This is a genomic window from Candidatus Saccharimonadales bacterium, assembly GCA_036397795.1.
In the GTDB taxonomy this organism is placed as follows: Bacteria; Patescibacteriota; Saccharimonadia; order Saccharimonadales; family DASWIF01; genus DASWIF01.
The window spans coordinates 1-25,251 of the sequence record DASWIF010000062.1; the positions used below are offsets into that span (position 1 = coordinate 1).

Sequence of the window (25,251 nt, forward strand, 5' to 3'; positions counted from 1 at the left end):
CTTGTTACCCTCGTGGCTGGCTTTGATCGAGCCAAGCGGTGTAGTCTGCTCGCTTAGATAAACCTTAAACGAGGCCAGTGGGTGATCTGATAAATAGACGCCGAGCAGTTCCCGCTCCCACTGTAGCTGCTCCTTAGCCGCCGTCGCGGCCGGGGGCTGATCGAGCTTAAGCGCACTTAGAGCCCGGGCACTTTGGCCGCCAAACATATCTATCTGACCGCTTTCGCGTTCTTTCTGAAGCTTGGCACCGACGCCGACGATCTTGTCGAGATTAAACAGCAGGGCATCACGCTTACCAAGCGAGTCAAATGCGCCGGACTTGATCAGACTTTCCATGGTTCGCCGATTAACCGCCCGGGTATCGACTCGCCGGATAAAATCCTCGATCGAACTGAAGGCCCCGCCTTTTTCCCGGGCCAGCAGAATGTCTTCGACGGCTCCGATGCCGACGTTCTTTATCGCCGCTAAGCCGAATCTGATCTGACGAGTAGTCTGGACTACGCCGAATTCCAAAAAAGATTCGTTGACGTCCGGCTTTAAGACTTCAATGCCCATTTCTCGACACTCGGTGATATCCAGCGCCAAGCGCTCTGTGTCATTAAAGTTACTGGTCATTAACGCGGCCATAAAAGCGTCCGGAAAATGGGCTTTAAGATAGGCGGTTTGATAGGCGATCAGACCATAGCAAGCGGCGTGTGATTTGTTGAAAGCGTAGTCCGCGAAGCCTTCCAAATCAACCCAGAACTTCTCGGCGATTTTGCTATCCACTTTTTTACTTATGGCGCCCTTTATGACCCGATCTTTCATTTGGGCCATTAAGTCTCGCTTCTTTTTACCGACAGCTTTTCTGAGCATGTCGGCCTCTCCGCCGGTAAAGCCGCACATATCTTTGACGATTTGCATGAACTGTTCCTGATAGATCATTACTCCGTAGGTGTTTTCTAAGGCCGGCTGCATCAGCCGATGGTCGTAACTGACCGCTTCAGACCCGTTTTTTCGGGCGATAAACTTATCCGTCAGGCCAGCTGTCAGTGGACCCGGCCGGTACAGCGCCACCATAGCGATGATGTCATCAAAAACGGACGGTTTCAGTTCCTTTAAGTAGCGCTTCATTCCAGACGACTCCAACTGGAAAACACCGGTAGTATCACCTCGGCTTAATAGTTCATAGGTTGGTTTGTCATCTAAGGGAATGTCGGTGATATTGACTTCTTCTTTATAAACTTTGCGCACTATTCTCAGCGAGTTTTTCATGATCGTCAGATTGCTCAAACCCAAGAAATCCATCTTCAGTAACCCGATGTCTTCAATCGGGTTCATCGAATACTGGGTCGCCACAACGCCTTTTTGGGCCATTTCCAGAGGCGTGAATTTGACGATCTCGTCCGGCGCGATTACGACCCCAGCAGCGTGAACGCCGTGGCTGCGGATTGTTCCCTCCAGTTGAGTGGCCAAATCAATTACCCGCTTGGCGGTGGGGTTGGTTTGGTACTCTTGTTTGAGTTCGGCCTCTTCAACGATGGACTTGGCCAGCGGTATGTGCCGGCCTTGCACTGGTGGCGGCACCATTTTAGCCAGACGGTCGGCCTCAGCGTAAGGCACCTCCAGTACACGCGCCACGTCGCGAATAGCATTTCTAGCCGCCATAGTGCCAAACGTCACGATATTGGCTACCCGGTCACGGCCGTATTTTTCGGCGACATAGGCGATGACTTCATCTCGGCGGTTGTCTTGGATATCGATATCCATATCCGGCATAGAAATCCGATCTGGATTCAAAAACCGCTCAAACAGCAAGTCGTACTCCAGCGGGTCGATTTCCGTGATTCGCAGGGCATAAGATACGACCGAGCCAGCCGCCGAACCGCGTCCGGGTCCAAACACAATACCTTGCTCCTTACCCCAGCGGACGAAGTCCCAGACAATCAAAAAATAACTTTCAAAACCCATCCGGCTGATCGTATCCAGTTCAAATTCTGCCCGTCTGATGATGTCCGGGCTTAGGCCCGCCCTAGCCTTGTCGGCCGATAATTTTTCAGCCCGTTTAGGATCGATCTGGCCGTACCGAACAGCCAAACCTTGCCAGGTTTTAAGTTCGAGATATTTTTTTTGAGTCTGGCCGGCCGGGACTTTGAATGTTGGTAACAGGATTTTACCCAAACTGAGTTCAACATCGCACCGATCGGCAATCGCCCTGGTGTTTGTCAAAAGCTCGGGTGAATCCGACCAGCGTTTTAAAATTTCGGCCGGTGCTTCGACGAACAAATCCATGTCTTTTAGGCTCATCCGGTTTTTGTCATCAAAATATGCACCAGTCTGAACGCATAACAGCATCTCGTGGGCTTCCTGATCCTCGGGCAACACATAATGAGCGTCGCTAGTAACCACCATTTTCAGACTTAACTCTTTTGCCAGACTTTTCAGCTGACGATTAACGCTGGCCTGCTCCGGCCACTGATGTCCGTGGTCTTGCAGCTCCAGATAATAACGGTCGCCGAATACGTCAGCGTACCACTTCGCCGCGGCTTTGGCCTTGGCGTACTGGCCCTGACGCAAGGCGTCGCCGACTTCACCACCGATACAGCCGGACAGTACAATCAAGCCGGCTTGGTATTTCTTCAGTAATTCACGGTCGATCCGTGGTTTGTAATAAAAACCCTCTATGTGGGCAACTGAAGACAGCCGTAGCAGATTTTGATAACCTTCATTATTCATTGCCAGCAAAATCAAGTGATAGATTTGCTTATCGGCTTGGGGGTCTTTATCGGTGTGGCGGCGAGCGGCAACATACGCTTCCAGGCCGATCAAAGGTTTGATCCCTTCAGCTTTAGCCTGCTGATAAAATTCAATCGCGCCAGACAGCGTGCCGTGGTCCGTTACAGCTACGGCTTTCATGCCTAGAGACTTAACCCGCTCGATTAGTTTTGGAATTTTGGTCAGTCCGTCGAGCACCGAATAGTGGGTATGGTTGTGCAGATGCACAAAATCAGCCGGTTTTAACCGGACCGCGTGAGCCGTCTTAGTCGATGTCTCTACCCCCTGTTTTGCCATAGAACTGTCTAGTTATTATAGCCTAGCCTGGATCTAACGGGCTTCAATCGAATCGCGCACGGTCTGGACCAAATCGCCAATTAGCGGCAATTCGGTGAATAAAGATAAGATATATATAATCGAGGCAACCGCTAATGAGCCGCCGAGCGCCGCCCCCAAGCCGAACACCACGCCGCGCCAGAAGTTTATCCGGTAAATCCGCCGCTGATCGGCGTAGCCGCTAGCCACCACGTTCTCAATCGACCGGCCGATGCGCTCGTAGTCCTTGGCCCTTAGTTGCCGCTCGTCGTCCATTAAAAATTATTTAAATTATTATATTTTAAGTTTGTCCGAATTCGTCTTTGACGTCCGCGGCGGCCCGTTTGGCGGCACGCTTAGTTTTGTTGGCATAACGCTTAGCGGTACTTTTAGCCCGCCTGGTCTGTTTGGAAACTTCGACTTTCGCCTGGTTGTATTTCTTGCCGGCTTCCCGCTTGGTTTTAACCGCCCCTTCTTTGATATCTTCCCGGGTCTCTTTGCCACTCTTGGGAGCAAACAATAATCCGGCGATCGCCCCGGCGATCACGCCAAGAATCCCCCATTTTGCGCCTGTTCTGTTAGCCATTACTTCTTCTCCTTTTTACCTTTTTTTGCCTGCCACCCCTCGACAACATTAGCCACGATCCGACTGAATACCGCCGGGCCTGCCGTTTTCTGAAATATCCTGGCCGCGGCTTCCACGCTGTCGGCTGCCGCTCTGGCCTTTTCGCTGATTTCGTGCACCCGTCGAGAAATCCTGATTAAGTAGACCATGAAGATAATCCCCAGCAACAAGAACCCGGCCAAGGCGATGGATAGAATTACAACCAGTATCTCAAACGCGTCCATTTAGGACTCAGTATACCAGCTCGGCGCGCTGCGTAAGAACGTTCTCTATTAATTGGACGGGGGACCGCCATTCACGGCCTTATCTTCCGCCTCAGTAGGTTTCGGGCGGTCCTAGGATTGATCTGCGTGGCTGATTTCATTACCTGGCCGACTAAATACCCAACCGCCTTTTCCTGGCCGGCGCGCACATCGGACACCGCCTGGGGATTAGCCGCTATGACTTGGTCGATAACCGCTTCGATTTCACCAGCTTCGGTGCTGTGCAGCAGTTTTAAGCGTTTAGCCTCGATACGCATACTCTTCCCCGGTTTGGCCTCGCTTGCCAATCGGTAAGCTGCATTCGAGCTCAGTTGGTCCTCGGTTTTATACATGGCGGCTATGTCTTTTAACTGCGCGGCTTCGGGCAAGCTACGGCTGGCGGGCGCGGCCAAATAAGCCGACAGCAGCCAATTGGCCGTAAAAGCCGCAGTCAGCTGGTTGGTAGCCCGGCCGACCGCCAACAGATATTCAGCCAGGCTTTGGCCGTCGACGATGTTTTCCAGCAGTGCCTCCGTGCCGTTGGCGCTGACGCCCAGAGACTTGAGCTGCTGACGGATTACCGCCGGCATGAGTTTTAAGCTTGTTTTTGCGGTTTCAATCTGTCGGGAAGTGACTCTCAGCGGCGGTAAATCCGGCTCCGGGAAATAACGGTAATCGTGGGCCTCCTCTTTACCGCGCTGGGCGACAGTTTTTTGCTTGGCCTCATCCCAACCGCGCGTTTCCTGGATAATTGGCTGGTTTTTTTTCAGCAACTCGCTCTGGCGCTTGATCTCATACTCCGCCGCCCGTTCCACGGCCCGAAAAGAATTGAGGTTTTTTACCTCGGCCCGGACACCCAGACTAGCCTGGCTTTTCGGTGCCAGACTGACATTGACGTCAAATCTCATATGGCCGTGGTAGAGGTCGACGTCACTGACTCCGGCAAACTTCATCAGCAGATAAAGCTCCTTGGCGTAGGCCTTGGCCTCGGCCGCTGATTTGATTTCCGGTTTGGAAACGATTTCCAGCAGCGGCGTGCCGGCCCGGTTTAAATCTACCAGCGAGTAGTTGGCTCCCGGCGGATGCGCTAATTTGCCGGCATCCTCCTCTAGGTGGGCTCGTTCAATACCAATGGTCTTGGTCTCGCCTGCGACGTGGATATCTACTTCGCCCGGCCCGATTATTGGCTCGTCATACTGGGTTATCTGATAGCCTTTTGGCAAGTCCGGATAAAAGTAGTGTTTGCGGTCAAATTTGCTGAACTCATTTATTTGCGCCTTGAGCGCCAATCCAGCTTTAATCGCCAGCTCGACCGCCCCTTGATTCAGATATGGCAATACGCCGGGTAAACCGAAACAGATGGCCGACACGGTGGTGTTGGCTGGCGCCTGTCTGGCGTCATTACTAACGCGGGCAAACAGCTTGGTTGCGGTATTTAACTGGACGTGGCATTCGATGCCAATCGTCGGCGTGTAGTCGGTTTTCATTTGAGTGCCCCCAGGCTTTTAAGCGATTTGGCAAAACCGTTTAAAGCCCGACTAATCTCGGCCGGTTTCGGATGGGCGTCTTCGTGGGCCAACTGGTTGCGCAGTTTATGAGCCGTCCAAACGTCATTTTGATTACCCAGCATCTGGCCGGCCGATTTCAGGCGATCGCCCATGGTTTGGCCGCGAAGTTTTAGATCCTTAAGTGCGTGGTCGAGCAGTTTATCGGCTTCGATCACGGCCAGCCTAGCCCCGGCCGCACTGGTGCGCTTAAGGGTTTCGATTTCTGACCACTTCCGGCGGTAGTATTCCCGGTTAAAGCCGGTCGTTATGCGCTGCGTATAGTTAACCAGCCAAAGTAAAAAGATAGCGCCGACAACAATTGCGATCAACTCAATTGGCATCTTACAGTACCTCCACGGCCTTGGCCGCCGCTAGCAATTTGGCGTCTTGCCGCTGTGGCGCCATTAGCTGCAGGCCGACCGGCAAGCCGTCGCTTAGACCGACCGGCAAGCTGATAGCCGGATTGCCGACTAGGTTGGCCGCTACCGTCATGATATCGGTTAAGTACATCGCCAGCGGATCTTGGCTGTTTGTGCCTAGTTTAAAAGCCGTAGTTGACGCTGTCGGCCCAACTAGTAAATCAACCCCGCTAAAGGCCTCAAAAAACTCCTCGATCAGCTTTGTCCTAACGGTCTGGGCTTTCTTATAATAGGCATCGTAGTAGCCACTGGATAAGACGTAGGTCCCGACCATTATCCGGCGTTTGTTCTCAGCGTTGAAACCCTGGCTGCGAGTAGCTTTATACAACTCGTCCAGGTTGCTTCCTTTGGCTCGATAACCATATCTAATTCCGTCATACCGGGATAAATTGGAACTGACTTCGGCCGGCATGACAATGTAATAGACCGCTAAGGCCAAACTAACCGACGGGATGGACACCTCCTTAATCGTCGCGCCCGCGGCTTTCATCCGTTTTATTGCATCCCGAACGACAAGGTCGACTCCCGGTGCCAAACCGGCGTCAAAATAGTCCTTGACCAGGCCGATTTTCAGGCCTTTAAGGTTGCTGGCCGGCCGGTTATAATTTTTCTCCCGATCAATAACCGTCGCGTCTTTGCCGTCCGGACCAGCGATAATATCCAGAATCAGCGCAGAGTCCTCGACCGACGTGGTCAACGGGCCCATGACATCAGTGCTGCTGGCCATGGCCACAACACCGTAACGCGGCACTAAACCGTATGTCGGTTTTAGCCCAACGACGCCGCAAAAACTCGCGGGTAGGCGGATCGAGCCACCCGTATCACTGCCGACGGCGAATGGCACCAAGCCCAGCGCTACGGCCGCGGCCGAGCCGCCGGAACTGCCGCCCGGTACGCGTGTCTTGTCGACCGGGTTAAGGGTCGGCCCAAAATCGGAATTTTCTGTACTGGAACCGTGAGCAAATGCGTCCATATTGGCTTTGCCGACTAAGATTGCCCCTTCGGCCTCTAACCGTCTGGTTACCGTCGAGCTAATCGGCGGAACATAGCCTTTTAAAATCTGGCTGCCGGCGGTGGTTTCGAGGCCGGCTGTCAGAAAATTATCTTTGGCGATATACGGCACTCCGGCCAAACGGCCAGCCGCCTTGCCTGATTTGATTTTTTGGTCGATCGTCCGGGCCCGCCTCAGAGCTGATTCCGCCGTCACGCTGATCAAGGCGTTGTAGCTACTGCCAGCCGCTATAGCCTTTAAGGCTTTCTTAACTAATGAGGTGGCGGACTGCCGGCCACTGCCGACGTCACTCGCCAAGGTTTTTAGCGGCGACCATTTCATAGGATTTTTGGCACCTTAATCTGGCTACTGGCCGTGTGGGGAACTTGGTCCAGCAGCGCCGAACGAGCCATCGTATCCGCCGTGTCACCATCCGGCCGGTTGACACTGTTCAACCCGGTAACTTGCGACGTCGGCTCAAGTCCAATCGTATTCGCGCTACCCAGCTGCTCCACGTAGGCTAGGATTTTGCTCAGTTGTTGCCGATACTCGGCGACATCGCTATCGTCAAGTTCGATTTTCGACAAATTAGCTAAATGCCGGATGTCGTCATCGGTTAAGTTGGCCATTGGCTTAAATTATACCGTTTCAGCCTAGCTTTTGCTTAATGTCATCGATAAAATCCCTCAGCTCGGCGGCTTTTTCGAACTCCAGATTAGCGGCGGCGAATTCCATCTGACGGGACAGGTCGTCAATAAGATGGTGGTATTCGTCCTTGGGAATTTTGCTGAGATCAACTTTTGGTTTGTCTGCGGCTGGCACGATATCACGCAGCCCGCCCTCGACGGATTTTTGGATGCTTTGCGGCGTTATCCCGTGCTGCTGGTTGTAATTTTCTTGCCGCTGTCGGCGACGATTCGTCTCGTTGATAGCTCGATCCATCGATTTGGTTTTATTGTCGGCATACATTATTACCCGGCCAGCTACGTGCCGGGCCGCCCGGCCAATAGTTTGGATCAAGGCCGAGTCGCTGCGCAGAAAGCCTTCCTTGTCGGCGTCGAGTATGGCTACCAAGCTGACCTCCGGTAAGTCCAGGCCTTCTCTTAGCAGGTTAATCCCTACCAACACGTCGTAAACACCCAGCCGCAGATCACGCAGGATATCAGTTCGCTCCAGGGTATCAACGTCCGAATGCAAGTATTGGACTTTGATATTGATGTCTTGCAAGTACTCGCTCAAATCTTCTGCCATCCGCTTGGTCAGGGTCGTGATCAAAACTCGCTGGCCCTGTTCTACTGTCGTTTTAATCTCGGCGATCAAATCATCGATCTGGCCGGCCGTCGGGCGGATATCAATCGCCGGGTCTAGCAGTCCGGTCGGGCGGATAATCTGCTCGACCGGCCGGGGCGTCCGACTAAGCTCGTATTCACCCGGGGTGGCTGAAATGTAAACGACCTGATTGATATGTTTTTCAAACTCGGAAAAATTAAGCGGCCGGTTGTCCAGCGCCGAGGGCAGACGAAAGCCATGCTCAACCAATACTTCCTTTCTGGCCCGATCTCCGTTGTACATCCCCCTTACCTGCGGCACACTCATATGTGATTCGTCGATTAGCAACAGGAAATCATCCGGAAAATAATCGAGCAGCGTCGCCGGTTGTTCGCCCGGTTGGCGGCTTGTCAAATAGCGCGAATAGTTTTCGATCCCTTTGACAAATCCGGTTTCTTCCAGCATCTCCAAATCAAACCTCGTCCGCTGCTCTAATCGCTGGGCTTCGAGCAGTTTACCCTGACGCTTAAACACGGCCAGACGATCTTTCAGCTCGGTCTTTATCTGGGCTAAAGCACCGTCTAATTTTTCCCGCGGTGTAACGTAGTGCGAACCAGGGAAGATTTGCAGCTGCTTGAGTTCCTTTGTAACCTCGCCAGTTAATGGATCAATCTCCGTAATCCGCTCCAACTCGTCGCCAAAGAACTCCAGCCGATAGGCCATGTCCTGGCTGGCCGGTATTACATCGATAACGTCGCCTCTAACGCGGAAAGTACCTCGCTGGAAATCAACATCGTTGCGCTGGTACTGAATATCACCCAGGTGACGCAACAGTTTATCGCGCTTGCGCTTTTCGCCAAGTTTTAATTTGATCGACAAATTGCCGTAATCTTCGACCGAACCGATGCCATAAATACAACTCACGCTGGCTACGATAATCACGTCCCGCCGGGTCAGCAGCGAGTCGGTGGCAGCGTGGCGCAGCCGGTCGATCTCTTCGTTTATGCGTGAGTCTTTCTCAATATAAGTATCCGAGCTGGGGATATAAGCCTCTGGTTGGTAATAATCAAAATAGCTGACAAAATAATGCACTGCGTTATCTGGAAAAAAAGCCCTAAACTCGGAGAATAACTGGGCCGCCAGGGTCTTGTTATGCGACAACACCAGCGTCGGCTGCTGGGTATTGGCGATAACGTTGGCCATGGTAAAGGTCTTACCAGAGCCGGTAACACCCAGTAAGGTTTGTTCCTTTTGCCCCGAGCTGAGACCCTCGCTCAAGCTGGTAATAGCCGCTGGCTGGTCGCCGGTTGGTTGGTAGTCAGATTTAAGTTTCAGTCTCATCCTACTAGTCTAGCAACTGGCCGGATGAAGCCGAAGTTCAATCAGGACATTATTCCTTGGCAAAGATCGCGTCCCGCACCTTACACTTGGCGGCCTCGTGGAAGATAGCTTTGTCGTGGGCATATTGGGTGTCCAACATAGCCGTAATCCGCTTGATCAAGCCCCGCGGTTCATTGTCAAATATTACACCCTCTGATCGCCGCTTGCCGGCGGCCTTTAAGATATTCTCGATTTCCATACTGACACCGCCGGCGCCCATCAAAAAGCCGATCGGCTTGCCCATTTCCATGCTGATGGTAAATTCGTGCAGAGTACCCAACCGCCCGCCAATGCTAACGACCGCGTCGCTAGAAGCTACCAGCAAGCTGTCCCGGCCGACGTAATGCAAGCCGGTATATAAAATGACGTCATAACAGCCGGTTGGCAACCGATACTTCTTGACGTGTTCGATTTTACTGGCCGCTGGTGACAATCCGACCGACTGACCACCGGCTTCCTTAGCTCCCAACGCGGCAAAATCGGGCAAGCCAGTGGTCGCTCCGGTCAACAACATGTGACCGGCGGCGGCAATGGCGGCGCCAATTTTATAAGCCATATCTCGCCCTTCAGCTACGCTTGCGCCTTTGGCCGATCCCGACACGCAAATTTGGTAAGCCATTAAATTTTCTCCGGCATGATCATTTCGTTATCCAGCTGCTTGAGGATTTGCTCCTCCAAAGTCTTGCTTCCCATATAGCGCATGAATATCTCATTCCACAGGCTTTCCCGGAAGTGATAGATTTCTCGCGATTCAAAAGGCGTCTGATTGGTATAACTGGCGGCCACGTCCATCATGTTGAAGGTCAACGGCCGCTTATCGGGCATCAACCCAACGTAATCCAGGCCCTCCCAAAACTTTAATTCGGGGTCGATCTTATAAAGCGATTGTTCGGCTTTGCGCCAATGTAAGTCCTCAGGCTGAACGTGGGGTTCGAATATCTCCGGATGATAGTCATTTTCCGATTTGCCAAAGTAGCGTTGGATTACCCGCCAGTGGATGTTGTGCCCGGCCATAATCGGACCCATGTCCGGGTCGGCGATTAAGGTTTCGACAAAAACCTCGCCAAAATTCGGTTTAACCTGTTCCAGCTTAAAAAAAGCGCTATAAAGCCGGATCTCGTTGGTATAGTGGAATAACAGTGATCCAGCCCAAATCGACAGACCAGGCAATGTTCGGACTTTGACTGGCAGCATTAAGATAACACCGAGTTCTTTTAGGTGGGTTATGTTGTGTTTTTTGTGCTGCACGAACTCAGCGCACAAGTCGGCCCAACGCTCGTGCGGCATTACGATGATCTCGATTTCCCTGGTCTCAAAATCCGACGGCCGAACGCTTTTATATTGGGTGTTAAAGTTGTTCAGCCATTTGGCATCTTCCGCGAACCTGAGCGCGCCATAGATCTCCTGCAAGTTCTCTTGCTTTAACATCGAGTCAACCGAGCGGTAACCTAAGTGTTTCATGATTTTCTTAGGCGGGGTTTTGCGCAAAAACTCCCTGGCAACCGATTTCTTTAATACCCAACAGCTGCGATTTAGTTCGAATTGATCAACCGCTGCCTTGATCTTAGGGATCAGCTTAGTCGGCGATTCGCCCGGATTGGCGCCCAGCCGGACAGCCAGGTGATCGTCATGGCGCTTAATTAGACTTATCAAGGCGGCGTAGATCTCTTCTCCGGTCGAATCCTTCGGATCGAGTCCGAGCTTGGCCACCGCGGCGTGGGATTTTTGAACGATATCCGCTTGCAGACGAATATCTTCGTTTTTGTGTCCGCTAGCGACCTCCAGTTGCTTTAGGCTCAAGCTAAATAACGGTTCTTTAGCATTAAGCAGTTGGGACAAAAGTTTTGGCATTAATGTTTGTGCTTTAAATTAGCCTTACAATAACATGAATTCATCTGTTTAAGAAGCCGCTACTTAGACCACCGCCAAGGTCAAGTCTCCTTAGAAATTACTATTTGACTTAATTGACTTAAAAATCGTTTACCTCTAGCGGCATGTCATGCAGGACCACGTCCTTATCCAATATGCCAGCCTTAGCTCCGATTTGGCCAACTACCGACGTCGAGTTGGCGCTGGCAAACTTGACGGCCTCGGCCAAACTTTGTCCCCTGGCCAGAGCCGCGACTAAGCCGGAGCCGAAGGCGTCGCCGGCTCCGGTCCGATCGATCACCGGTACATCCTCATACATCCCGGCCGCTACGATAATCTCCCGGTTGGTAGCGGTAGCCCCATTAGGCCCGTCGGTCATGACGACTATCGGAGTCATATCGCTGGCGTGGCGGACGAGTTGCTGGTCGTCTTGCCCCGCCACCAGTTGGCCGATCTCATCTTTATTGACGATCAGAACTTGGCAGCTTTTGAGTAGCTCGCGCAGCTGATCGGCCTGGGCTAATTCGCCTTTGCCGGGATTAATCGCTATTCTGATATTTCTCGATTGGGCCCAGCCGATCAGACTCTCAAGCGCGTCCATGGCGCCGGCCAGGCTGGAAATATACAGCCAGTCCGCTTCGGTTGAACCCAGCAAAAAGTCGTCCGGTTTAAAATCATCGGATGATCCGCGAAAAGTTAGAATCGTCCGCTCGCCGGTCGGTGCCAGCAGGAGCGTTGAGTAGCCGGTCTTAACTCCGGCGTCAGTCTTAACCAGCGAGGTATCAACACCATTTTGATGCAGATCGTCAAGCACCATCCTAGCGGACACGTCCTCGCCCAACTTACCTAAGAATTTAGCGTGTAGGCCTTGGCGGGCAAAGGTAACTGCCGCGTTAGTCGCACCGCCGCCGGTGGCAAATACCACACCGCCGAGTTCATACTTTTCTCCCAATTTAAATTCTTCCACCAACTGGCCGTCTTCGTTTTGCGGTTTAAAGACATCTCCGCTCAAAAACACATCCTGGACGGCGGCACCAACGCTTAAAATCGTCGATACTTCGCGTTCGAGCACGGCTAAACCACCGCCTTTCCGGCGGAGCCGAACATGTCAATTTTTTCTTCCACCACCCTAGTCACGGCGATCTTAACTTGCTCCATCAGTTTCATAACGGCAAACTCATCCGGGTTGGCCTTGAGTTGCTCTTCAAGCGCCGTCCTAAAGGCAAATCTCATGTCGGAATTAATATTGATCTTGCTGACACCGATCTTAACCGCCTCTTCGAAGTAGTGCCCCGGCGTACCCGACCCGCCGTGCAAGCTGATATTGCAACTGATGGCGTCACGGATTTGTTGCAGTAGTTCTAGATCCAATTCTTTGGGCGCCGGGTATTTGCCGTGCAAATTGCCTACCGCCGCCGCAAAGGTATCGATACCGGTCGCCGCCACAAAGGTTTTGGCGCCCTCTTCAGTGGAGAAAGTTTGCTTGATCTCATCATAATTGATCTCCTCCTGATGGACGTTTGAGCTGCCGCCGAAATAATGCGGCTCACTTTCGACCAATGCCCCCGTAAATCTGGCATACTCGACGACTTCCCTGGTAGCGTCGATAATTTCCTCGTCGCTGGCATCGTGTTTGGCTTGTGACACATCGATATGGATAAATTCATAGCCGGCGTCAATCCCGCGCTTGGCGTCTTCAACGGTCGGCGAATGATCCAGGTTAATAAACAGTTCGATACCAAATTGAGCTTTATAATTGTCGACCAAATCGCGCAGATTATCGAGACCGATCGCCTCCACTTCGCCGTGGCTGACTTCCACCATCGCCGGCGATTGTTTGTTTTTTAAGGCTTGGCAAACCGCGATCAAGGTTTCCTGGTTGTCGACGTTAAACGCGCCGACGGCAAAGGCCTGTTGTCGCGAGCGCTGCATCAAATGCCTGGCTTTGAGACAGTTATCCCGGATTTCTCGTATGCTTTGCCCCACCGCCGCGCTCCTACTGCCTGCCCAGTTCGGTTAACAGGCTATTGACCGCCCGGGTAATACCCTTACTGTCCAGGCCGAATTTTTCAATCAGCTCGGACGGATCGCCGGACTCGCCAAATCGATCCATCACCCCGACTCGCTTCAGCGGTGTCGGTTGGTGCTCACTAAGAACTTCGGCCACCAATCCGCCCAAACCGCCAGCTGCCTGGCCTTCTTCGGCTGTAACCACCGCGCCGGTTTTCTGGGCGGTTTGAATAACTGTCACGGCGTCGAGCGGTTTGATTACCGGTACGTGTACAACTTCGGCGTCGATGCCTTCTTTGTATAAGGCTTCGGCCGCCAGCAGCGCCTGATAAGTCATGGTGCCGGTGCTGATAATACTGACGTCCTGGCCGGCGCTTAAAACGTAGGCCCGCTTAAGAGAAAAGGGTGTCCGCTCGGTCGTAAAGACCGGGGTCGCTTCGCGGGCCAGTCGCATATAGGCCGGTCGGCTGTCTTCAGCTAGCGCCAGGGTGGCTTTAGCGGCTTCGACTGCGTCACCGGGAGCAACCACTACCATGTTTGGCATGACCCGCATCAAAGCTATGTCCTCCAGCATTTGGTGGGTGGCGCCGTCCGGGCCGACCGATACTCCAGCGTGCGATCCGATAATTTTGACCGGTTGGTCATTGAGTGCAATCGTCGTCCGGATTTGCTCCCAATTGCGCCCCGGATTAAAAGCCGCGTAACTGCTAGCAAACGGTACCTTGCCCATGGCCGCCATGCCAGAGGCAACGGTCACCAAATTTTGCTCGGCCACGCCGATTTGAACGAATCGCTCGGGAAACTCATTAGCAAATAGATCCATCTTAGTCGAACTGGTCAAATCAGCGCATAGCGCCACGACCTTTTCATCCCGTCGACCGGCCTCCAACAAACCACGACCAAAACCACTTCTGATCGGCTCGGTCTCAGCCTTGGCCAGGTCCTGAATTAAGTACATGCCGGTCATTATTCGTGCTCTCCCTTAATCTTGCCGCCCAGGCTGCGCAACTTGGCCAGCGCTTCTTTAGCTTGTTTGGAATCGGGTGGCGCTCCATGCCAATGGAAGTCATACTCCATAAACGGAACTCCTTTGCCCGGGATGGTGTGGGCGATGATGACTGCCGGTTTTTCGACGATTGCCCGGGCCATCGCACAGGCATCGATAATCGATTCTATGTTATGCCCGTCGATTTCTATGGCGTGCCAACCAAAGGCTTCCCACTTGGCTTTCAAGTCCTCAAGCGGCATAACCGATTCAGTCGGACCGTCAATCTGAATGTTGTTACGATCAATGATAGCCGTTAGGTTATACAGCTTGTTTTTAGCGATAAACATGGCGGCTTCCCAGTTGTTGCCCTCGTCCAATTCGCCGTCGCCCAGCAGACAATAGACCCAACGCTTGTGGTTGTCGTCCAGCTTCAGACTAAGCGCCATACCGGCCGCTTGACTCAAGCCCGCGCCCAGTGGGCCACTGGTAGTCTCCATACCGGGCAGCTTGGTCCGTTCGGGATGTCCTTGCAGCCGGGAACCAAGTTTTCTCAAGCTCATGAGCTCTTTTTTTGGAAAATAGCCGGCGTTAGCCATGGCGGCGTAGCGCACCGGTGCGCAGTGGCCGTTACTCAAAACCAGGATGTCGCGCTCGATCCAATTGGGATCCTTTGGATCGTGCCTTAGGATATTAAAATACAAGGCGGCAAATATATCCGACAACCCCAACGGTCCGGCCGAGTGGCCGCTGCCGGCTTCTTCCAACATTTTGATAATGTCTTGCCGGATGGTGTTGGCCATGTCTTCCAGCTGAGACAAAGTTAACTTTTTATGATTGGCCACAATTCATCCCACCAATTTTGTGCATAATTCTCGCTTAAAAATTTGGCCTTTTAAACTTTATTTACTATCTGTTGCAGTATAGCATAAGCGGCTGCCGGATCAGCCGCTTTTTGGATAAACCCGCCGACGTTGATAACGTCGACGCCAGCCGCCGCAAGGCGGGCGATATTGCCTTCGTTGACGCCGCCGTCCCAACCGATTTCAATCTCGGTGTTAACCGCCCGAATGAGTTCGACTTTATTAAGCTGAGTAAGGTCGGCCTCTTCGGCAAACCGGCCGAGCTCGCCGGCAAAGATTAGGCAGTGGTCGGCTTCTTCCAACCAAGCCCGGACATCGGCTTGGTTCGGGTCCGTCTGCGGCAACAGCGCCAGACCCAGTTTGACATCCCCGGCCCGCTCAAACACTCCCTCAACCTCGCCGGCCTCGGCCTCGGCGTGGACGATAATAAGATTCGGCCTAAGACCAGCAGCGGCCTCCAAAAATTCGCCGGGACGGCGGTACATCAAGTGCAGATCGACCCGTTGCCCATCCCGCCACTGGACTTGCTCAAGCGGTAGCGTTGTCACCGGAGCGAAATCGCCGTCACTCAGATCGATTTGTAATCTCGGACTCAACGCCTCCACCCGCCTAATTTGCTCGCGGAAAGTCTGGGAGTTGTCCGCCAGCACGGTTGGACAAATTATTGCCATATGGACTAATTATACAAAAGCTTTTGCTTTAGTCGCCGTAGATTTCGTCGATTTCTCTAATCCGCCGCTGGTGGCGGGCCGCGCCGGAAAACGCCGTATTCAGCCAAGTTTCGACAATACCAAAAGCCACACCCTCATCTTCCTTGAGCAGTCTGGCGGGCAGGCTGAGGACGTTGGCGTCGTTGTCCACCCGGCTCATTTTAGCTTCGTTGGCATCCCAAACCACTGCCGCCCTGATGCCGCGGAACCGATTAGCCGCTATGGCCATACCCTGACCGCCGCCGCAAACCAGGACGGCCCGGGCCTCCGGGTCTTCATCGCCTAGAATCTTCAGCGCCGCCATTTGGGCAAATTGCGGATAGTCGTCGTTGGCATCGAGCCGCTTGTTGCCGACATCTTCGACCTCGTATCCGTGGCTGCTCAGATAGCCGAACAGTTTGTGCTTCAGTTCAAAACCCTGATGGTCAGAGCCGAGATAGATTTTCATTTGGCGTCTAATAGTTTTCCAGAATCAGCTACGACCTCAACCAATCGGTGGCTGTAGCCCCATTCATTGTCGTACCACGCCACGACTTTGACTAGGTTGCCGTCAACCACGTCAGTCAAGTTCAAATCGACAATCGCTGAGTGGCTATCACCGATAAAATCGCTGGACACCAGTTGTTCTTCGGTCACGGCCAAAATTCCTTGATAATACGGCTGCTTTGCGGCCTCAGTCAGCGCCCGGTTGACCTCTTCTTTGGTGACGTCCTGTTTAAGCAACATCGTGATATCGCTTAAACTCACCACCGGCGTTGGCACCCGCACGCTCAGGCCGTTAAATTTGTCTTTCAGCGTCGGCACCACCAGTGCGGTTGCAATCGCCGCACCGGTCGTCGTCGGAACGATATTCTCGGCCGCCGCCCGACCTTCTCTTAAATCCTTAGCAGGACCGTCCTGCAGCACTTGGCTGGCGGTATAGCTGTGGACGGTCGTCATCATGGCCTTGGCTATGCCAAAGCTGGCTTCCATTACGTTGACCACCGGCGAGATACAATTTGTCGTACAGCTGGCATTAGAAATAATGTCGCCGCCGTCTTTTAAAGTATCGTCATTGGCGCCCAGTACGACGGTGTGCGTGCCTTCGCTCTTAGCCGGCGCGGAAATTACTACCCGCCGAGCGCCGGCCTTGATGTGCAGGCTGGCGTCTTCGGTCTTGGTAAACCGGCCGGTACTTTCAATCACCACGTCGACGGCCAGTTCTTTCCAGGGCAGCGCAGCCGGATCCTTCTCGGCCAAGACTTTAACGCTCTGTCCGGCAACTTTTAGGTGGCCGTCATCGTATTCAACGGCTTTATCATAGGCGCCATAGTTGGTGTCGTGCTTGAGTAGGTAGGCCAGCGTCCGGGTATCGGTTAAATCGTTAATCGCCACGACCTCCAAATCGCTGCGCTCAAAGGCGATTTTAAATGCGTTGCGGCCAATCCGGCCAAAGCCGTTAATCGCGATCTTTGTTTTCAATCAGGTGCCCTCCCATGCTGTAGGACCTATTGTATGGGCTTATGCCCTGGCGCGCAAGAACCCCTAAAACCCTTATAATAAAGCTATGGATTCCCAGCAGCTGTTGGAGTTGGCCCAGCCACACTTTGATCCCGCCCAGATTAAACGCTTAGCCCAAGCCATCGATCTGGCTCAGGCCAAGCATCGGGGCCAAAAGCGACTGTCCGGCGAAGATTATTTAACCCACCCGCTGAACGTGGCCGCCATTTTAATCGAGTGGCGGCTGGGTATTGATACCATCATCGCCGGAATCTTGCACGACACCTTGGAAGACACCGATACCGCTCCTGATGAAGTCAAACAAGCCTTTGGCGACGACATCGCTTTTTTAGTCGACGGCGTCAGCAAAGTCTCAAAAGCCAGAAGCGGTATGAGTGATATCAGTTCTTACCGGCCACAAACCGCCGACAACCTGAGCAAGCTGCTGATCGCTATTAGCCAGGATGTCCGGGTGCTACTAATCAAACTAGCGGACCGGCTGCACAATTTGCGCACCCTCGAACATTTGTCGACAGCCAAGCGCACCAAAATCGCCCGGGAGTCGTTGAGCGTTTTCGCCCCGTTGGCCGATCGCCTCGGCATGGGTCGGGTCAAAATCGAGATTGAAGAAATCGCTTTTAGCTATCTGAGCCCCAAAGAATACAATCGGCTGCAGGGCTTGCTCAAAAAGCGTGTCGGCCGGGCCCAAAAGTATCTGAACCGGGCCCGGCGCGAGGTTTCGGCCGAACTGGCCAGACAAGCTATCAATTTTTCCGTCGATGGCCGGATTAAAAGTATTTACAGCCTGCACAAAAAACTACAAAAAAGCCCGATCGAGGAGACTTATGATCTGATGGCACTGCGGATCATAGTTGACAGCAATGAAGACTGCTACCGGGTGCTCGGTATTTTACACGCCATGTACCAACCGATGATTACTAAAATCAAGGATTACATCGCCGTGCCTAAACCCAATGGCTATCAAAGCCTGCACACCACCGTCATCGTGCCAGCCGGCCAAATCGTCGAGTTCCAAATCCGCACTCAGTCGATGCACGAGTACGCCGAGCGAGGGTTGGCCGCCAGCTTCCATTACAACGAGCAGAAATTAAGCAAAACCTACGCTTTGCGCCAAAGCCAGACGCTGCCGCGTAACTTGCGCTGGATTCTGGACTTACAAGAGACGGCCCAGCGTCTGATGGAGGGCGAAATTAGCCCTGGTAATCTCGAAGTCGATATTTTTTCCGACCGCATCTTCGTCCACTCGCCCAAAGGCGATATTTATGATTTGCCGGAGGGCTCGAGCGTGCTAGATTTTGCCTTTGCCGTCCACAGCGATGTCGGCCGTCATGCCTTTGGCGCGCGCGTCAACAACAAAATCGCCAAGCTCGGTACCACCCTCAAAAACGGCGACATCATCGAGGTCTTAACCCGCTCATCAATCAAACCGAGCAAAGACTGGCTCAAATACGTCGCTACCGCTAAGGCCCGCCAAAAAATCCGATCGTTTTTAAATCGTCAAAACTAGATCAACACACCGATCAGCAGCAACGCCACGATATTGAGAATCTTGATCATCGGATTGATAGCCGGACCGGCCGTGTCCTTGTAGGGATCGCCAACCGTGTCGCCGGTAATGGCCGCCTGATGGGCCAACGAACCCTTGCCGCCGTGGTGTCCGTCTTCAATGTATTTCTTGGCGTTATCCCAAGCGCCGCCGCCGCTGGTCATCGAGATGGCGACGAACAGTCCCGTCACAATCGACCCCACCAGCAAACCGCCTAGCAGTTGGACGTCGGCTCCTTCTTCCAAAACCGACCCGGCCAGCACCACGACGACCGGCGCCAACAGCGGCAGCAGCGCCGGCACAATCATCTGCCGAATGGCCGATTTGGTCACGATATCGACGCAGCGGCCGTAATCCGGCTTAGCCTCGCCGCTCATAATGCCCTTAATCTCCTTAAATTGGCGCCGAACTTCCGCCACGACTGATCCGGCTGCCTTGCCGACGGCTTCCATCGCTAGCGCCCCAAATATGTATGGCAGCAACCCGCCGAGAAACAAACCGACCAATACGTACGGGTTGGATAGGTCAAAATCCAGTGCGCCCTGGGTTTCGCCCAGCTCTTGCACGAAGGCGGCAAACAAGACGATGGCCGCCAGGCCGGCGCTGGCAATGGCGTAGCCTTTGGTCACGGCTTTGGTCGTATTGCCAACCGCATCCAGCGGGTCGGTCACTTTTCTAACTTTGACCGGCAGTCCGGCCATTTCGGCGATACCGCCGGCGTTATCGGTAATCGGCCCATAAGCGTCGATTGTCACGATGATACCGGCCATACTGAGCATGCTCATGGTGGCGATAGCCACGCCGTAAACGTCGGCGGCAACAAAGGCCGTGATGATACCGGCGCCGATTAGCAGTGCCGGTAGGGCCGTCGATTTCATGCTGACAGCCAGGCCGGTAATAACGTTGGTGCCGTGTCCGGATTCGGACGAGCGCGCGATACTTCTGACCGGGCTGAACCGGGTGGCGGTATAATACTCGGTGATTACCACCATGCCAGCCGTAACCACCAGCCCGACTAGTGCCGCCGCTACTAAATTGCTGGTAGGATACAGGCCGTTATCCGCCATCAGGGCGTCGGTCACAAAGAAAAACGCCACCGCCGCCAGGCCGCCAGCCAGCGCCAAACCGGTATACAGCGCGTTCATGATATTTAGTGAGCGACCGAGGCGGATTGCCCAGGTACCGGCGATAGAAGCCAAGGCGCCAACGCCGCCTAGTACCAGCGGGTAATAGACCGCCGAATCGTAACCGCCAAACACTAAACCGCCGAGCAAGATCGCCGCCACCGCCGTGACGGCGTAGGTCTCAAACAGATCCGCCGCCATGCCGGCACAGTCGCCGACATTATCACCGACGTTGTCGGCGATAACGGCCGGGTTTCGCGGGTCGTCCTCCGGTATGCCGGCTTCCACTTTGCCGACCAAGTCCGCGCCGACATCAGCCCCTTTGGTAAAAATACCGCCGCCCAAGCGAGCAAAAATCGAAATCAAACTGCCGCCGAAGCCCAGACCGATAAGCGCAGCTGAATCCTCTGTTAAATACCAAAAACCGGTGACGACGAGCAGGGCCAGCCCGGCTACCATCAGACCCGTTACGCTGCCGCCGCGGACGGCCACTTTAAGCGCCGCTTTCATCGAGTGTTTGGCCGCTTCGGCCGTCCGGACATTAGCCCGGACTGATACATTCATACCGATGTAGCCGGCCAAGGCCGATGCTACAGCGCCGACTAAGAACCCCCAGGCTGTGGCTGCGCCCAGCCAGGCGTATAAACCGACAAACACCACCACCGCTACCAGCGCGATAGTACGGTATTGGCGGTTTAAATAAGCTTTGGCGCCTTCCTGAATGGCCGCTGCAATCTCTTTCATTTTGCTGTCGCCGCTAGGCTGTTTCACCACCCAGATGGCCAACCAGCTGCCGTAGGCAATCGCCGTTAAGCTGGCTAAAAACGCGAACATCAAATATCCGTTCATGCCAATCCCTTCCCTTTTTACCCTTGTCGCTTTGCGGTTAATTTTATCACAAACCGTCGCTTAGACCGTCAGCATGTAGCCCGCCATGGCCACCATGGCTACGTCCTCAACCAAGCTGACACTGGATAACGGCAATTTAATAATGTTACCCAGGCAAGCACAGTACACGCCTCGGCGGCGATGGTAAATTTCCTGGATCACGCCGATCGAACCGACGCCCATTGTCCCGATTACCGCCAAGTTGCGGACAGTCGGCAGCAAATCAAACATAAACGATAGGCCTAATATCAGCTCGATGAAGGGATAGGCCCGGGCATAGGCCCGGCTGCGTTTGGCCAGCAGATCATAACCGCTAAACATGAGCGTAAACATGTTGTAGCCGATAAACTTAAAGGCCGAGAAGGTCACCAAAAACACTCCCATGAACCAGCGCAAAAATTCGGCCAATTCCCCGCCGCCGGCGAGACCAGCCGTCAAAGTGATCAGCCCCAGCACGCTGGCAAACTTAATATACTCGGCTAAACTCGACTGGCTGGGCGGGTGATGATCATCTGCCATAGCGGTAGCTCAAGTCTAGCAATAATCAGCCTAAGTTTGGTTACTAACTTTTTAAGTAAGGCCCAAAAAAAAACCGGCAAAGATGCTAGGCTTATAAGGACTATGGGACTCATTAAAAAGATTATCAAAAAGACTATCTGGCGCGGATTGACTACCAAAGGTCGCTAAACTACCGCCGAATGCGGTAGCCCAGCCCTAAGCGGCGTCAATTAAAACGCATCGGATTAAGTTTTTTCTTACTAGCCTTAATAATTGCTTGATAAATGTACCGTGCCAAATCGCTGTTGCGAGCTTTGGTTGGGAGAGCATTGCTGCTTCTCCCAACCAACAAAGCTCAGTCGCGGCCAGCGTAGGGGTCGAACGGATAGGCCGTATAAGCGGCTTCCCACTCAGCGTCGGAAATGGGCACAAGTTGGTTGAGTCTGACTGTCTGGGAGTCACGCAAGTCGATGTTGACCTCGGCCGGTAACTGTCCGTCGGCCACCAACTTGACAAACGCGTTCTCGCAGGCCTCCAGGCCATCACGATACCCGCGTGTCCAGTGGCCAACCCGCTCGTCCACGCTGCCATGCGTTGCCACGCCGATTTGCTGTTTCTCCGCTTCGGATAGCAGCCCCCAGAGACCGGCCACCTGGACCGCTTGAATGACGTCGTCTGCTTCTTCAAAGCCGTTGTTGGCAAAGAAATTGGCGGCAGCACCAGCCATGCAGTCGGCCTGGTTCTCGGTTGCTACCAAGATGTCAGCCAAGACCCTGAGGTCGGCGTCTGTCCCGGCGGCATAGAGCTCCTCGACTCGCTGGTTGGTCAGATCAACAATGCCAATGGCCGAATTGCCCTGAAAGGCGTGACCCCGTTCGTGGGCGATGGCCAAGACAAGTCCGTAATCGCCAGCCTCACTCGAGAGGATGTCCCAGGCGGCACTGACTCCGATGTATACCTTCTGGTCGTTGTGGCAGTACAGCAGTGTCCAGTCGTCTTGAGGACCGCACTCCGTCTGTAGCGTCTCGCCGGGATGAACCGTGACGTATCCTCCGGACCAGTCGATTGTCTCCGCCAGGGTTTGCTGATAGACCGTGGCGTAGAACAACGTGACGTCCAGGTGCATCTCGTGGATAGCCTGCCAAGTCGTCACGCGGACGAAACAACCCTCGTACGAACCGGCTGTTTCTGGTACCAAGCAAGGCGCCGGCTCCATCGACGGTTCATACGCGACCCCAGTAAACGGACTCCCGTCATCTTCCTCGTCACCACTGTCTTCGTCAAAGCCTGGAATGTCGACGAGCGTTGTGGTCGGTAGTGGCGGCAACGTAAGCGTGGTTGGCTCTTCGCCTCCGACGCAAGCCGACCCGACCAAGAACGGCAGAGCCAGCATTAGCACGAAACTGCGTTTCATCATCATCGCCTTCCTCGGTTCTGCCAAACATAGTAGATGCCCACGCCCAGTCCAATCAGGACTAGTAGCATGAAGAAATCCACGTCACCCATCCGGAAAGCTTGCCGGAAGCCCTCCCATAGTCCCCGGCCGGCTCCGGCCTGCAAGACAACCATCATCTCCTCCTAAACTAAATAGGTACTGCCCGCTTTTTATGTGTGCGGACTTGACACGGTACTAGTATCAGTATACAACGTTAATCGTTTCCGGCCCAAATTCGTTTTGCCCTTGGTAATTAACCCCTCGTCGGGAGTCGGACCCCACCTTATCTTCAGCGGTGCCACAACCACCTAGCTTAATCTCAGCCGCCGGTCCGCTCTTATTGCCTAGCCGTCCCTCAAATGAAATGGCTTAACAGCGTGAATTCTCGGGTCAACCCATCTTAGTACTGACTCGATGTCCCTATACTCTGCGGCACTCAGCGGCGGCGGTTCGGCCTGCCCGACGTTCTTCGCCAGATCTTGGATAAATCCGGCTTTGTCCCAAGCTGGTTCGTGGTCAATATGAATCATATCTCTCTTAACGATTACCGGTTCTCCAGCTTCGTCGAAATATATTTTACATCGTGCAATATGGCCTATCCGATCGGTGCCCTCATCAACATTTAGCGCCAAATACCGCTGGCACGGGAGGTCATTTTCAAACTCAATCGGAAATTCAATGTCCAGTCCATACCGACTGGCTGGACCAAATAACGATTCGTCATCGTTATCAAGCGGAGCCTGGCAACTAATTGTCTCTCCGCTTTTAAGCACAAATTCGGCATAAATACTGGGGTAAATTATGCCTGCGAATTCCGGCTTACGATAGTCCTTAAGTTCATCCAGGTCATAATATCCGTCTGCAACCAGCCGCGTTATGTGCTGTTTTATAACTTCCCCAAAACTGGGTTGAGGTTCCATCTCAGCTGGCATGGTTAATCATTATGAAATGTATTAACCGAAGAAGCAATGTCTGGCCAGGGCAATTATCCCTTGACAACACGGACTTAGTTTGCTAATATTAGGGGTATGAACAACAAGTTTACTGTAAGACAATTCAATTATCGGTTTCCCGATGATGACGCCTGCCTTGAGGAAATCAAGGTTATGCGGTTTGGCGAGATGCTGGACTGCCCTAACTGCGGTAAGAACAACAAATTTTATAAGATTGAGGGTCGCAAAGCGTATTCCTGTGGCTTTTGCCGACACCAAATCCACCCGTTGGCTGGCACTATCTTTGAAAAGTCCAGCACTCCGCTACAAGATTGGTTCTATGCTATCTACCTTATGGCTCAAACCCGTGCTGGAATATCCGCTAAACAGCTTGAGCGTATGCTCGGAGTTACCTACAAAACGGCGTGGCGAATGTTCCATCAAATACGCAAGCTAATGGCTGACGATGAAGATATGCTGTCAGGAGAGGTCGAGGTTGATGAAACCTACGTTGGCGGTAAAAGTGATGGTCGTGGCCGGACTAAAGGTCGTCATATCGGCGACAAGGCCGTGGTTATGGGTATGGTTGAACGGCAAGGCCGAGCTAAAGTCCGGCACGTCAAAAGCTCTGGTTCACGCTCTTTGATACCCGAGCTACAAGCTGGTATTAAAGGCGGCAGCCAGATTTATAGCGACCAATATCCGGTTTACATTAATCTGGACAAATTGGGCTACAAGCACGCCAGCGTCAATCATCAGACCAACTTCGCCATCGGGCTAACCCACACTCAGAATGTTGAGAACCTTTGGTCGCATATTAAGAGGGGTATCATAGGTGTTTATAGGCACGTTGACCCCAAATACTTGCAATCTTACGTTGATGAGTATGCTTTCCGCTACTCGCACCGGAAACAGCCACACGGAGCTATGTTTGACAGTATTTTAAGCCGTGTCTGTTGACACGGGGGTCAGCCAGGTTTTATAATTAATAGTATAGGCTAAGTGCCTCGTATATTGGTATAAACATCGGGCCGCATAACCCCAAAAGTGATAGAAAAATGCTTTCCGCATTTAACGGGAGGCGTGGATTATGCAAATTCTATCACGCCACGCCTACCGTTAGGTGCGGATTTTCAGTTTACTACTGTTTTACTAAAACTAGATTCAAGCAACTTGGTGGAAGAAAAATAGAAAGGAAGCTGAGATAAACACCTAAGAAATGGCGGGGTGACCGAGTGGCTGATGGTGCCGGTCTCCAAAACCGGTGTGCCTAGTGTAGACAACTTTCATCGGTTGATGCACGTATGGGTACCGAGGGTTCGAATCCCTCACCCGCCGCCACGCTTGCT

Annotated in this window: 25 protein-coding genes and 1 tRNA gene; 3 read left to right on the forward strand and 23 right to left on the reverse strand. The window is 53.1% G+C overall.

Features of this window, described 5'->3' with window-relative positions; genetic code table 11:
* The 18 genes from dnaE to gap form a co-directional block, all read right to left on the reverse strand.
* On the reverse strand, positions 1 to 3,051 hold a 3,051-nt coding region (dnaE, locus tag VGA08_03680), incomplete at its 3' end, for a DNA polymerase III subunit alpha (protein ID HEX9679694.1).
* Between the two features lie 33 nt (positions 3,052 to 3,084).
* On the reverse strand, positions 3,085 to 3,345 hold the full coding sequence (locus VGA08_03685; protein HEX9679695.1) for a DUF5665 domain-containing protein: 261 nt from the start codon (positions 3,343 to 3,345) through the stop codon (positions 3,085 to 3,087).
* A gap of 25 nt (positions 3,346 to 3,370) precedes the next feature.
* Positions 3,371 to 3,655 carry a YtxH domain-containing protein gene (locus VGA08_03690; protein ID HEX9679696.1) on the reverse strand — a complete coding sequence of 95 codons (285 nt, stop codon included), beginning with the start codon at positions 3,653 to 3,655 and terminating at the stop codon, positions 3,371 to 3,373.
* On the reverse strand, positions 3,655 to 3,918 hold the full coding sequence (locus tag VGA08_03695; GenBank protein ID HEX9679697.1) for a hypothetical protein: 264 nt from the start codon (positions 3,916 to 3,918) through the stop codon (positions 3,655 to 3,657). The genes VGA08_03690 and VGA08_03695 overlap by 1 nt, the downstream gene beginning before the upstream one ends.
* 71 nt (positions 3,919 to 3,989) lie before the next feature.
* Positions 3,990 to 5,423: an Asp-tRNA(Asn)/Glu-tRNA(Gln) amidotransferase subunit GatB gene (gatB, locus tag VGA08_03700; GenBank protein ID HEX9679698.1), complete on the reverse strand. Its 1,434-nt coding sequence runs from the start codon at positions 5,421 to 5,423 to the stop codon at positions 3,990 to 3,992.
* Positions 5,420 to 5,824 carry a hypothetical protein gene (locus VGA08_03705; GenBank protein HEX9679699.1) on the reverse strand — a complete coding sequence of 135 codons (405 nt, stop codon included), beginning with the start codon at positions 5,822 to 5,824 and terminating at the stop codon, positions 5,420 to 5,422. The genes gatB and VGA08_03705 overlap by 4 nt, the downstream gene beginning before the upstream one ends.
* A gap of 1 nt (position 5,825) precedes the next feature.
* Positions 5,826 to 7,235 (reverse strand): Asp-tRNA(Asn)/Glu-tRNA(Gln) amidotransferase subunit GatA, encoded by a 1,410-nt coding sequence (gene gatA / locus VGA08_03710; protein ID HEX9679700.1) that lies wholly within the window; start codon positions 7,233 to 7,235, stop codon positions 5,826 to 5,828.
* Positions 7,232 to 7,522, reverse strand: coding sequence for an Asp-tRNA(Asn)/Glu-tRNA(Gln) amidotransferase subunit GatC (gene gatC / locus VGA08_03715; GenBank protein ID HEX9679701.1), 291 nt, complete (start codon positions 7,520 to 7,522; stop codon positions 7,232 to 7,234). The genes gatA and gatC overlap by 4 nt, the downstream gene beginning before the upstream one ends.
* Before the next feature lie 19 nt (positions 7,523 to 7,541).
* Positions 7,542 to 9,503: an excinuclease ABC subunit UvrB gene (gene uvrB / locus VGA08_03720; GenBank protein HEX9679702.1), complete on the reverse strand. Its 1,962-nt coding sequence runs from the start codon at positions 9,501 to 9,503 to the stop codon at positions 7,542 to 7,544.
* A gap of 49 nt (positions 9,504 to 9,552) precedes the next feature.
* Positions 9,553 to 10,161 (reverse strand): hypothetical protein, encoded by a 609-nt coding sequence (locus tag VGA08_03725; GenBank protein ID HEX9679703.1) that lies wholly within the window; start codon positions 10,159 to 10,161, stop codon positions 9,553 to 9,555.
* Entirely contained in the window at positions 10,161 to 11,393 is a 1,233-nt protein-coding gene (locus VGA08_03730) for a hypothetical protein (protein ID HEX9679704.1), read from the reverse strand. Before VGA08_03730 ends, VGA08_03725 begins: the two co-directional genes overlap by 1 nt.
* A 118-nt stretch (positions 11,394 to 11,511) precedes the next feature.
* Entirely contained in the window at positions 11,512 to 12,483 is a 972-nt protein-coding gene (locus VGA08_03735; protein HEX9679705.1) for a carbohydrate kinase family protein, read from the reverse strand.
* A 2-nt stretch (positions 12,484 to 12,485) separates the two neighbouring features.
* Positions 12,486 to 13,343: a class II fructose-bisphosphate aldolase gene (locus VGA08_03740; GenBank protein ID HEX9679706.1), complete on the reverse strand. Its 858-nt coding sequence runs from the start codon at positions 13,341 to 13,343 to the stop codon at positions 12,486 to 12,488.
* Between the two features lie 64 nt (positions 13,344 to 13,407).
* Positions 13,408 to 14,379, reverse strand: a complete 972-nt coding sequence (locus tag VGA08_03745) for a transketolase C-terminal domain-containing protein (protein ID HEX9679707.1) — start codon at positions 14,377 to 14,379, stop codon at positions 13,408 to 13,410.
* A gap of 8 nt (positions 14,380 to 14,387) precedes the next feature.
* Complete coding sequence (locus tag VGA08_03750) at positions 14,388 to 15,251, reverse strand: transketolase (protein HEX9679708.1); 864 nt, start codon at positions 15,249 to 15,251, stop codon at positions 14,388 to 14,390.
* Between the two features lie 50 nt (positions 15,252 to 15,301).
* Complete coding sequence (locus VGA08_03755) at positions 15,302 to 15,940, reverse strand: hypothetical protein (protein ID HEX9679709.1); 639 nt, start codon at positions 15,938 to 15,940, stop codon at positions 15,302 to 15,304.
* A gap of 28 nt (positions 15,941 to 15,968) precedes the next feature.
* A complete protein-coding gene (locus tag VGA08_03760; protein HEX9679710.1) occupies positions 15,969 to 16,427 on the reverse strand; it encodes an RpiB/LacA/LacB family sugar-phosphate isomerase in 459 nt (152 codons plus the stop codon).
* Entirely contained in the window at positions 16,424 to 17,440 is a 1,017-nt protein-coding gene (gene gap / locus VGA08_03765) for a type I glyceraldehyde-3-phosphate dehydrogenase (GenBank protein HEX9679711.1), read from the reverse strand. Before gap ends, VGA08_03760 begins: the two co-directional genes overlap by 4 nt.
* A gap of 85 nt (positions 17,441 to 17,525) precedes the next feature.
* Between gap and VGA08_03770 the strand changes: the two genes are divergently transcribed.
* Complete coding sequence (locus tag VGA08_03770; GenBank protein ID HEX9679712.1) at positions 17,526 to 18,986, forward strand: RelA/SpoT family protein; 1,461 nt, start codon at positions 17,526 to 17,528, stop codon at positions 18,984 to 18,986.
* On the opposite strand, the gene VGA08_03775 is transcribed toward VGA08_03770, so the two are convergent.
* The 5 genes from VGA08_03775 to VGA08_03795 form a co-directional block, all read right to left on the reverse strand.
* A complete protein-coding gene (locus VGA08_03775) occupies positions 18,983 to 20,998 on the reverse strand; it encodes a sodium-translocating pyrophosphatase (GenBank protein HEX9679713.1) in 2,016 nt (671 codons plus the stop codon). The genes VGA08_03770 and VGA08_03775 overlap by 4 nt on opposite strands.
* A 60-nt stretch (positions 20,999 to 21,058) precedes the next feature.
* A complete protein-coding gene (locus tag VGA08_03780) occupies positions 21,059 to 21,556 on the reverse strand; it encodes a MauE/DoxX family redox-associated membrane protein (protein ID HEX9679714.1) in 498 nt (165 codons plus the stop codon).
* Positions 21,557 to 21,890: 334 nt separating this feature from the next.
* Positions 21,891 to 22,952: a neutral zinc metallopeptidase gene (locus tag VGA08_03785; protein HEX9679715.1), complete on the reverse strand. Its 1,062-nt coding sequence runs from the start codon at positions 22,950 to 22,952 to the stop codon at positions 21,891 to 21,893.
* Positions 22,952 to 23,104 (reverse strand): hypothetical protein, encoded by a 153-nt coding sequence (locus tag VGA08_03790; protein HEX9679716.1) that lies wholly within the window; start codon positions 23,102 to 23,104, stop codon positions 22,952 to 22,954. Before VGA08_03790 ends, VGA08_03785 begins: the two co-directional genes overlap by 1 nt.
* Positions 23,105 to 23,314: 210 nt before the next feature.
* Complete coding sequence (locus VGA08_03795; GenBank protein HEX9679717.1) at positions 23,315 to 23,902, reverse strand: hypothetical protein; 588 nt, start codon at positions 23,900 to 23,902, stop codon at positions 23,315 to 23,317.
* Positions 23,903 to 23,998: 96 nt separating this feature from the next.
* Between VGA08_03795 and VGA08_03800 the strand changes: the two genes are divergently transcribed.
* Together VGA08_03800 and VGA08_03805 are read left to right on the forward strand one after the other, a co-directional pair.
* Positions 23,999 to 24,862, forward strand: coding sequence for an IS1595 family transposase (locus VGA08_03800; GenBank protein ID HEX9679718.1), 864 nt, complete (start codon positions 23,999 to 24,001; stop codon positions 24,860 to 24,862).
* Between the two features lie 261 nt (positions 24,863 to 25,123).
* A tRNA-Trp gene (locus VGA08_03805) sits at positions 25,124 to 25,243 on the forward strand.
* Positions 25,244 to 25,251: the final 8 nt, after the last annotated feature.